Origin of the sequence: Marinobacter iranensis (genome assembly GCF_029207565.1) — a bacterium.
GTDB lineage: Bacteria > Pseudomonadota > Gammaproteobacteria > Pseudomonadales > Oleiphilaceae > Marinobacter > Marinobacter iranensis.
Map to the genome: position 1 here is coordinate 1 of NZ_JANCMW010000318.1, position 253 is coordinate 253.

1 protein-coding gene is annotated in these 253 nt (G+C 66.0%); it reads right to left on the bottom strand.

The genetic code is table 11. The features are described 5' to 3' along the window. Window positions 1–231 (bottom strand): multicopper oxidase domain-containing protein (locus NLU14_RS22535; protein ID WP_476738664.1); only part of this gene is annotated, 231 nt, incomplete at its 3' end. Between the last annotated feature and the right edge of the window lie 22 nt (window positions 232–253).

Sequence of the window (253 nt, forward strand, 5' to 3'; positions counted from 1 at the left end):
GAAGATCTGCAGCGGCGGCTCGTCCGACCAGTCGCTGAGCACGATGCAATAGTCGCGATCGGGCGCCCGCGCCGTCGGCACCTGTTTTGGCTCCACGATGATCGCTCCATAGAGTCCCGTCTGCTCGGCGAGCGTGTGAGCGTGATACCAGTAGGTTCCGCTCTGGCGGACCTCGAAGCGATAGGTGAAGGTCTCGCCCGGCGCGATGCCGGCAAAGCTGATGCCGGGCACGCCGTCCATCTCCGCCGGCACG